11 protein-coding genes and 1 tRNA gene are annotated in these 8371 nt (G+C 53.0%); 5 read left to right on the top strand and 7 right to left on the bottom strand.

Annotated elements, in window-relative coordinates:
• Positions 1–103: 103 nt before the first annotated feature.
• The 6 genes from OXF42_01805 to OXF42_01780 form a co-directional block, all read right to left on the bottom strand.
• A complete protein-coding gene (locus tag OXF42_01805; protein ID MCY4046830.1) occupies positions 104–475 on the bottom strand; it encodes a helix-turn-helix transcriptional regulator in 372 nt (123 codons plus the stop codon).
• The gene (locus OXF42_01800; GenBank protein ID MCY4046829.1) at positions 472–687 is read right to left on the bottom strand and encodes a hypothetical protein; all 216 of its coding nucleotides are present in this window, start codon (positions 685–687) and stop codon (positions 472–474) included. The genes OXF42_01805 and OXF42_01800 overlap by 4 nt, the downstream gene beginning before the upstream one ends.
• A gap of 118 nt (positions 688–805) precedes the next feature.
• Positions 806–1177: a helix-turn-helix transcriptional regulator gene (locus OXF42_01795; GenBank protein ID MCY4046828.1), complete on the bottom strand. Its 372-nt coding sequence runs from the start codon at positions 1175–1177 to the stop codon at positions 806–808.
• A 30-nt stretch (positions 1178–1207) separates the two neighbouring features.
• Entirely contained in the window at positions 1208–1525 is a 318-nt protein-coding gene (locus OXF42_01790; GenBank protein MCY4046827.1) for a nucleotidyltransferase domain-containing protein, read from the bottom strand.
• A 3-nt stretch (positions 1526–1528) separates the two neighbouring features.
• On the bottom strand, positions 1529–2257 hold the full coding sequence (locus tag OXF42_01785; protein ID MCY4046826.1) for a hypothetical protein: 729 nt from the start codon (positions 2255–2257) through the stop codon (positions 1529–1531).
• Positions 2258–2285: 28 nt separating this feature from the next.
• A complete protein-coding gene (locus tag OXF42_01780) occupies positions 2286–2903 on the bottom strand; it encodes a hypothetical protein (protein MCY4046825.1) in 618 nt (205 codons plus the stop codon).
• Between the two features lie 36 nt (positions 2904–2939).
• On the opposite strand from OXF42_01780, the gene OXF42_01775 reads away from it, so the two are divergent.
• Positions 2940–3013: transfer RNA gene (locus OXF42_01775), tRNA-Arg, on the top strand.
• Here OXF42_01775 and OXF42_01770 read toward each other — a convergent pair.
• Positions 2979–4685, bottom strand: coding sequence for an NADPH-dependent assimilatory sulfite reductase hemoprotein subunit (locus tag OXF42_01770; protein ID MCY4046824.1), 1707 nt, complete (start codon positions 4683–4685; stop codon positions 2979–2981). The two genes, OXF42_01775 and OXF42_01770, sit on opposite strands and share 35 nt — an antisense overlap.
• 37 nt (positions 4686–4722) lie before the next feature.
• On the opposite strand from OXF42_01770, the gene OXF42_01765 reads away from it, so the two are divergent.
• From OXF42_01765 to ccrA, 4 genes are all read left to right on the top strand, one after another.
• Positions 4723–5286 (top strand): DUF4760 domain-containing protein, encoded by a 564-nt coding sequence (locus OXF42_01765; GenBank protein MCY4046823.1) that lies wholly within the window; start codon positions 4723–4725, stop codon positions 5284–5286.
• 234 nt (positions 5287–5520) lie between these two features.
• Positions 5521–6522: a tryptophan--tRNA ligase gene (trpS, locus tag OXF42_01760; protein ID MCY4046822.1), complete on the top strand. Its 1002-nt coding sequence runs from the start codon at positions 5521–5523 to the stop codon at positions 6520–6522.
• 42 nt (positions 6523–6564) lie between these two features.
• Positions 6565–7140 (top strand): hypothetical protein, encoded by a 576-nt coding sequence (locus tag OXF42_01755; GenBank protein ID MCY4046821.1) that lies wholly within the window; start codon positions 6565–6567, stop codon positions 7138–7140.
• Between the two features lie 14 nt (positions 7141–7154).
• Positions 7155–8371: crotonyl-CoA carboxylase/reductase (gene ccrA / locus OXF42_01750; GenBank protein ID MCY4046820.1), on the top strand; the 1217-nt coding region annotated here is incomplete at its 3' end.

Genomic DNA, 8371 nt, shown 5'->3' with positions numbered 1-8371 from the left:
GAAATTTTTCAATTCAACATAATGCTTACAAGTCAAAACTTGGCCGTGAAATTATGGTTTCTTCAAGAAAATTTGCTTCTATATTGTGACTTTCCCATACCCCTTACAGCAACTCCCTATAATCAAACTTCAATATCTTCCCAAGTTTCCTTGCACTCCCTTTTCCAATGGGGCGTTTGTTGTTTTCCATTTCAGACAGATGGGCTTGCCGTATCTCCGCCTTCTTTGCCAGCGCGACCTGAGTCAAATCCGCACGATAGCGATAAACGCGAAGATTGTAACCCGGTGTGTCATAGTAATCACCGTAACGCTCTTTTTCTTCACGAATTACTACGGAGGCCGGAATCAACTCTTCATCCTTATACTTGTCCAGAGTTGAGCGAATCATCTTTTTCAGACGTGCTGAGTCAATTTCCCCACAGGGCTTTACTGACACGCCTCCCAAGTTGTGATGTATTTTCAATTCTTTGCTCATCTGTATGCCTCTTTGCGGTGTCCCACGTAAAAAACCTCAATTTTCATAAGCCCTTTCCGTATAACTTTGTAGCGCATTCTGTAACGGTAGTTCAGGCGCAATCTGTATTCATCATCTCCTGTTTTTCGTATGTCCCATCCTTTTAATCTGATTCCGTGTTCCTGCAAACCCCTCACTGCTTTGACAACCACGCTTTTAACCCTTTCCGGCAATCTCCCTCTTTGTTTCAATGCTTGTCTCGTAAAACCAACTTCCCATTTCTCCATCATCGTATCCCATCAATTGGTATATTGTCAAACCATCTCCTCAAACATTCTCATCAACTTATTTCTACAGCATCTTCCTATAATCAAACTTCAATATCTTCCCAAGTTTCCTTGCGTTCACTTTCCCAATAGGGCGTTTGTTGTTTTCCATTTCAGACAGGTGGGCTTGGCGTATATCAGCCTTCTTTGCCAGCGCGGCCTGAGTCAAATCCGCACGATAGCGGTATGCGCGAAGATAACAGCCGGGAGTTCCAAAATACTCACCTATACGCTCTCTGATTTCCTGCCGGACTACAGACGCAGGGATCAATGTTTCATTCTGGTATTCATCCAAGGTGGACATAAGCATTTCCTTCAACCGGGCGGAATCCACCTTTTCGCGGAGTGTTATAGTCACCTCGGCCACATCATGGCGAATTTTCAATTCAGAACTCATATCCGCAGTATCCCATAAATTGGTATATTGTCAACCTTCACCGATAAACACAATATGCCCTTTCTCAATCTCGCCGTGAAAACTTTCAGGCAGATACGCCCAGTCGCGTATCTCAACCAAAATGGGAATGGAGGATGCCGTCAGGGTCTCTTTGAGGGCTAAGTAGGACTTGTAGTTCACAGGGGCCAAGTCATGAGTTCTCAAAACCAGATTCAAATCGCTCCCCTCATGGCTTCCGCCGTTTGTCCTGCTTCCATAAGCCCAAACCTCAACATCGGGAAGATGATGCTTTATAAGGCGTTCAATCTCTGTTTTGTGCCTTGCTTCCAGATGCAGTTTTCGGGTCATTCTTCACCCGATAAACACAATATGCTCTTTCTCAATCTCGCCGTGAAAACTTTGAGGCAACCGCGCCCAGTCGCGTATCTCAACCAGAAACGGTATGTAGGATTCAGTCAGCGCCTCCGTGAGGGTTGAAAAACCACTGTCGTCAACAGGGCTTAAATCCGCCGTTCTCAAAACCAGATTCAAATCGCTCCCCTCATGGTTTCCGCCGGTTGCCCTGCTTCCGTAAGCCCAAACCTCAACGCCGGGAAGATACCGCTTTATAAGACGCTCAATGTCTGCTTTGTGTCTTATTTTCACATCCAGTTTTCTTGTCTTTGTTCCCCCGCTGACAAGGATTTCAGACAGCGCTTTCGCGTCTTTCACAAAAGAGGGCAGAAGTTTCAGGGTCTCCCCGGTGAACGCCTCGCTGTCACCGCCTCCCGCGCCATTGAGGTTGTCACAGTATTTAATCCACCGCTCACAGGTGTCGGAATCAATCAACTTGTGCTTTGTTGCATAGCGGAACACATCCTTGGAGTTTAAATCGTCCGCCGTCTGCTCGCCTGACGAAAGAAACCCGCTTATGCGGTCTCTGAGCAGATTGTCACTCTGCTTCAGGATTAACTTGAACTCCCTCACACATCCGGCGCGGCGGAGTTCATACAAATCCTCATCGCTCTTGTTGGACAAACTCTCAAGGCCCGCCCCAAGAGCGCCTATGCACTTGTTCAAATAACCTACTTCAACTGCCATAACATCCTCCAAACGGCATTCTAACCCATCATGCCGTTTCCTCAACCATCCTCATCAGCCTCTCCCCGCTTTTGCGGGCAAACTTCACTATCTCCTCCGCCCGCCCCGGTTTCAGGGTTTTAACCATAGTCCTTATGGTGCGCTTGATTGCCCTCGCATGGGCGGGGTCTTCCTTTGCGTGAACGGAAACAAACCTGTCCGGCATCCCCGCGGGGACAACCGCATCCTGAAACAGAATTCCGGACGCGCCCTCAAACAGGTAGGAATGCCCTATTATGGCGGGCGGAAACTCGCGCGCCTTTTTCAGCAACTCCGCCTCCCACTTTTCCGCCGGGGGGATTTGCGGGTTTTTCTCGCCGAGGTCTCTCAAATCCTCAAGCGCAAGTTCGGCGTGCCCCAGTTCGCCCGCCGCGCAAGAGCCGAGCCGCCCGGCAAGATAGGCGTCTCCCGACTCGCCCGCGTAAATCGCCGCCGTGTTTACCGCCCTGTGGCTTATCCGCTCCACAAGGCAGAAAGTTTTCAGCAGTTTCTTATACTGCCCCCCGTTCATCCGCCCGGAGACAAGCGCCTTCACCTCCGGCACACCGCGCGCCCCGGACAGAAAACGGGTTATCTCGCCGTCAAGCAACTGCTCAAGTTTTTCCATATCGGTTTATCTCTGTTACAATACCGCTTCCGCAAGGCGCCCGTAGCTCAACTGGACAGAGCGTCTGACTACGGATCAGGAGGTTGGGGGTTCGACTCCCTCCGGGCGCGTTGCTTTTTTTATCGCCTCAAACCCCACACGGTCGCAGAAATCCCCGAACGCCTCGCCGCTTTCGGCCTCTTTTCTGTAAAAGTCTATGAAGCCCGCAATTTTGGGCGCGAGTTCCTCTTCGGAAACCATCTCCTCAAAAAGCGAGTTCAACCGCGTGCCCTCAAAGTTTCCGCCCAGATAGATGTTGTATTTGCCCGGAGACGCCCCTATGAGGCCAATCTCCGAGGTGGGCGTGCGCGAACACGCATTGGGGCAGCCGCTCATGCGGATCTTTATCCTCTCATCGCCGTATCCCATATCCTCAAGCCGCGAGATTAGAGACGGCATGTAGCGCTCCGCCTCGGCAAGCGCAAGCCCGCAGGTGGGAAGCGCGGGGCACGCCATTGAGTTCAGCCGCGCCTCTGAATATTCGCCCTCGGTTTTGACGCCGCCGTCTTTCAGCCGCCGTTTGACCTCCTCCGCCCTGCCAGCCGGTATGTTTGACAGGATGATGTTCTGGAGCGCCGTCAGCCGGACGCCCGCGCCCGTGTCCCGGACTATTTCCCTTATGCAGGTTTTTGCCCTGCTCCCGCCGGTGTCGCTTATCCTGCCGTTCTCTATGAATATGCCGACATACATCAGAGACGGGTCGTTCTGGGCGTGCCAGCCGAGGTGGTTTTCCGGCTGGCGGAGCGAAAACTCCTTTACAGGCTCAAAATCAAAGCCCGCGCGTTTTTCAATCTCCTCTCTCACCCTGCCGATGCCCCACTCCTCAACCACGTATTTCATCCGCGCGTGTTTGCGGTCGCTCCGGTCGCCGTTGTCTCTCTGGAACTCAAGTATCGCCTTCAGGGCGGGGTGGATTTTGTCTTCGCTCACAAAGCCGAGCGGGTCTGCGAGGCGCGGGAAGGTTTTTGACTGCCGGTGATGGCTGCCCAGCCCGCCGCCGACCAGAATGTTGTAGCCCCTGAGGCCGCCGCCCGCCACGGGAATGATGCCGATGTCGTTTGTGTGGGCGTCAACGGAGTTGTCATGCTCTTCGGCGATGCCGATCTTGAACTTGCGCGGCAGGTATGTTTTGCCGTAAAGCGGCTCAACTTCGCCGCCTGCGGGGGCGTCTCCCGTGAGCATCTCGCCGTCCATCCACACGTCGTAATACGCCGGGGTTTTGAACGACAGGTTTTCCGCGATCTCCCGCGCCAGTTTCTGCGCGTCAAACGTTTCGCCGCCCGTTATGTCCGACACGGGCCCCGCGACCGTGTTTCTGTTCACATCTCCGCACGCGCCGTTTGTGGGGACGAAGTTGTCGTTCAGGTGGCGGATGGTGTTTTTGAGGTTGTCTTTGCCGATTCCGTGAAACTGTATGGTCTGGCGTGTGGTAACCCGCAGTGTGCCGTCCGCAAAGCGGTCTGACGCCTCGCAAAGCGCCTCCCACTGACGGGGCGACATCTCCCCTCCGCCCGGGTTTTTGGTGCGCACCATGAACATGTATTTGCGCTCTTTGCCCTCTTTTTTGAGTTGCTGGCGCAGGTCGCGGTCGTCCTGCTGGTATATGCCGTGAAACTTGAGGAGCTGGTAGTCCGCCTCGGAGAAGTGGGACTCTTCGCCCGCAAGGGTTTCGCTTATGGTTCCGCGCAGGTAGCCGCTGCCCTCTTTGATAACTTCAACCTTGGATTTCTTCTTTTCCGGCATTGATAGCCCCCCTTGCAGCCCGTATTATAACAGGGCTATGGACTTTGGGAACTTTGCGGGATGGGTCAGAAGGAATGGCTACAAAGTGGCGGTTGCGATTTTGGTCGTTCTTGCCGTTGCAGTTTTGAATGCTTCCTGGGTTACGGCGTTTGCGACCATTGCGCTTGCGGTCGGCGGTTTAACTGAGGGTTATCTCTATAGCAGGGATGCTAAAAGGCGCAACACTCTTGATGTGATAATGCGGACGGACTCGGACCCTTTGCTCAAGGAAGCGGGGGACTCAATCAGGAAAAGAGTGGACGGCAAGGATGGCATCAGGGACTATTCCGTTCTTGACAGAAGGGAAGACAGGTCTAACATTGCGAGGATTATGAATCACTATGAAACGATTGCGCTATCGGCTTGTGAAGGCATAACGGACAAATCTGTTATTAAGGAGCAGTTCAGGAGTTCAATAGTTTTTCTTGTCAAAACTTTTGTTTTGGGTGAAGAAACTGACAAGTCAAAACCTGCAAGCACCTACACGCGGGAAGAGGCTGAGGAATACTTTCCAAATCTCCTTATTCTCTATAAAGAGTTGGATTCCGAAAGCGGCGGGTGAAAAAGTATTATCCTTGCTCGGTGAGCGAGTCAGTCCAAAAGGATGGGTATCTTGGGCCCCGGTATTGGCTTGGCCGTGTCCTTGCCGTTGCCGTAACTCTGCGCGTGGCCGAAAAGCGGAGGCCCTTCGTTGATGTTGCGTCCTCTAACCATTGCGAAACTAATCTATTCCGTTCCGGCGCAAAGTCAAGAGCAATTGACCTTCCCCTTCCTTCAAGTAGCATAACGCCCTCAAATGACGGACAAACCCATACTTGTAACCGGCGACCGCCCGACCGGGCGGCTTCATCTGGGGCATCTTGTCGGCTCGCTTGAAAGCCGCCTGAAATTTCAGGACATATACGGGTGCTTTTTCCTCGTGGCGGACCTGCACATGCTCACAACGCACTTTGACAAAACGCGCGAGGTGGAGAAAAACACCGTTGAAATGGTGACGGACTGGCTGAGCGTGGGGTTGGACCCGCAAAAGTCGGTGTTTTACATACAGTCGCAGATATCCGCCATATCGCGGCTTTCGGTGCTGCTGTCAATGATTTGCTCGGTTGCGCGCGCGGGGCGGATTCCGACCCTCAAGGAGAAAATTGCGGACATGGGGGTGGGCGAGGCGTATTCCGTCGGCCTGCTGGGCTATCCGGTGCTTATGGCGTCCGACATACTTGTTTTCAAGGCGACTAAAGTTCCGGTCGGCGAAGACCAGTTGAGCCACATAGAGTTGACGCGCGAACTGGCGCGGCGGTTCAACTCCCTTTACGGCGAGACCTTTGAAGAGCCGGAGCCGGTAATCAGCAAAGTCTCGCGCCTTGTGGGGCTGGACGGCGGGCGCAAGATGAGCAAAAGCCTGGACAACTGCGTGTATCTTTCGGACACTGAAAAGGAGGTGAACGGGAAGATTGGCGGGATGTTTACCGACCCCAAGCGCGTCCGGGCGGACATTCCCGGCACGGTTGAGGGAAACCCCGTTTTTGAGTATCACGACGCCTTCAACCCCGACACCGCCGAGGTTGACGACTTGAAAGAGCGCTACAGGAAGGGCGCGGTGGGAGATGTTGAGGTGAAAAAGAAACTGGCAAAGGCGGTGAACGCGGTTCTTGAGCCGTTCAGACAGAGAAGGGCGGAGTTTGAAAAACGCCCCGATGATGTGAAAGATATTCTCCGGCAGGGCACGGCGCGCGCAAACGAGGCGGCAAACGAAAACATTGAGGAGATAATCGGCAAAACGGGGCTGTTCAAGCCGTAAAACTTAACTCGCAGAAGTAATATAGGTGGAGGAGATTGAGAGATGAAAGAAAGAGATTGGGCAGAGAGAGTTGCCGAGATAATCAAGAGGTCTTCGGGGCAATACAAAGTTGAGGTGGAAAAAGGGCTTTTGTACGCCAGCCAAGTCAGGGAGCACGGCGGAGAGAAGCCTAAACGCGAAGAAGTATCCTACAAAACGGATTTGTTGGTTTCTGAACAGATGGAAGGAGGTAGGTGGACACCAAGAGTTGTAATAGAAACTAAAGTCATCAAAAAAAAGGGGCGGGGTGTTACAACTCATGATGCCATAACATACAGCCAAAAGGCTACGGACCACAAGAATGTGTATCCTTATTTGAGATACGGTATCTCTGTTGGGAATATTGGAGAATTGGGGTTGCCTGGAAGGTTGTTCAGGCACGGTGTTGCTTTTGATTTTATGGTTTCATGGAAAGGGTTCTGTCCTACTGAACAAGAAGAGGGAACTCTCATTAGAATAGTTCAGGAAGAGTTTCAAATCTCTAGAGAACTTGAAGAAATGTTTTTTGACAGTAGGAAGAGAAACAGGAGAAAATACTGCGCGATTCACAAACCACTAAAAACGGAGATACTTTCTTAACAAGGAGGTCTTAAATGGCTGAAACATTCAAACTTGGGACGCTTCCCGAAACCGGCGAAATGCCGGACAAGATGAAGGCGTGGGTCATCCGCAAGGAGCGGCACGGCGAGCCGATGCAGTCCTTTCAGGAGGAAGAGGTTGCCGTTCCGCAGCCGGGGCCGGATGAGGTTCTGGTTCTGGTGATGGCGGCGGGCGTCAACTTCAACGGCGTATGGGCGGGGCTTGGAGAGCCCATATCCGTTCTGGACATACACAAACAGGATTTCCATATTGCGGGCAGTGATGCGGCGGGAATCGTCTGGGCGGTCGGCTCAAATGTGAAAAGCTGGAAACCGGGGGACGAGGTGATCATCCACTGCAACGTGGAAGACCCGGCTCACGGAAACCGCACGCAGACGGCGGAGGATTTTATCACCTACGACCCGATGGTAAGCGCGGGAGACCAGATATGGGGGTATGAGACCCCCAACGGCTCATTCGCGCAGTTCACCTGCGTTCAGGCGCAGCAGGTTCTCTCAAAGCCGCCCGCTCTCACGTGGGAGGAGGCGGCGTCTTACGGGCTGTGCTACTTCACGGCATACAGGATGCTCATCTCCCAGTGCCGGATTGAACCGGGGGAACTCGCCCTTATCTGGGGCGGCGCGGGGGGCCTCGGCGTGTTTGCCATTCAACTGTGCAAAATGGCGGGGGCGGACGCGATTGCGGTTGTCTCTTCGGAAGAGAAGGCGAAGATGTGCATGGAACTCGGCGCGAAGGGGACTATCAACCGGCGGGATTTTCCCAAGTTGATGTATTCAAGCGGCGAGACTCCGGAGCGCAAAAAGGAGCGGCTTGAGGACACCAAGAGGTTCGGCAAGGCGATTTGGGAGATAATGGGCAAGAGGAAAAATCCCAATGTGGTTTTTGAGCATCCCGGAGAGGGGACTTTCCCGACCAGTGTTTTTGTGTGCAACCGTTTCGGGCGGGTGGTGATTTGCGCGGGGACGACGGGTTACGACTGCATGTTTGATGTGCGTTATCTGTGGATGCACCAGAAGAAAATTCTGGGCTCTCATTTTGCAAACGCCCTTGAGTGCATAAGGGCGAATGAGTTGATTCACAAGGGGCTGATCAAGCCCGTGATGTCCGAGGTGTTTGAATACAAGGACATACCGCTTGCGCACCAGAACATGTATGAGAACAAGCATTCGGGCAAGATGTCCGTGCTGGTTCAAGCCCCGCGCACGGGACT

The sequence above is a fragment of the Candidatus Dadabacteria bacterium genome (assembly GCA_026708565.1).
Taxonomy (GTDB): Bacteria; Desulfobacterota_D; UBA1144; order Nemesobacterales; family Mycalebacteriaceae; genus Mycalebacterium.
Note: the sequence above shows the minus strand (reverse complement) of the source record. Positions and strands in the feature narration are given on the sequence as shown.

Excerpts from the sequence above, each read along its gene's own strand:
- OXF42_01805 (MCY4046830.1), bottom strand. The coding sequence starts at position 475 with ATGAGCAAAGAATTGAAAATACATCACAACTTGGGAGGCGTGTCAGTA.
- OXF42_01795 (MCY4046828.1), bottom strand. The coding sequence starts at position 1,177 with ATGAGTTCTGAATTGAAAATTCGCCATGATGTGGCCGAGGTGACTATA.
- OXF42_01790 (MCY4046827.1), bottom strand. The coding sequence starts at position 1,525 with ATGACCCGAAAACTGCATCTGGAAGCAAGGCACAAAACAGAGATTGAA.
- OXF42_01785 (MCY4046826.1), bottom strand. The coding sequence starts at position 2,257 with ATGGCAGTTGAAGTAGGTTATTTGAACAAGTGCATAGGCGCTCTTGGG.
- OXF42_01780 (MCY4046825.1), bottom strand. The coding sequence starts at position 2,903 with ATGGAAAAACTTGAGCAGTTGCTTGACGGCGAGATAACCCGTTTTCTG.
- OXF42_01770 (MCY4046824.1), bottom strand. The coding sequence starts at position 4,685 with ATGCCGGAAAAGAAGAAATCCAAGGTTGAAGTTATCAAAGAGGGCAGC.
- OXF42_01765 (MCY4046823.1), top strand. The coding sequence starts at position 4,723 with ATGGACTTTGGGAACTTTGCGGGATGGGTCAGAAGGAATGGCTACAAA.
- trpS (MCY4046822.1), top strand. The coding sequence starts at position 5,521 with ATGACGGACAAACCCATACTTGTAACCGGCGACCGCCCGACCGGGCGG.
- OXF42_01755 (MCY4046821.1), top strand. The coding sequence starts at position 6,565 with ATGAAAGAAAGAGATTGGGCAGAGAGAGTTGCCGAGATAATCAAGAGG.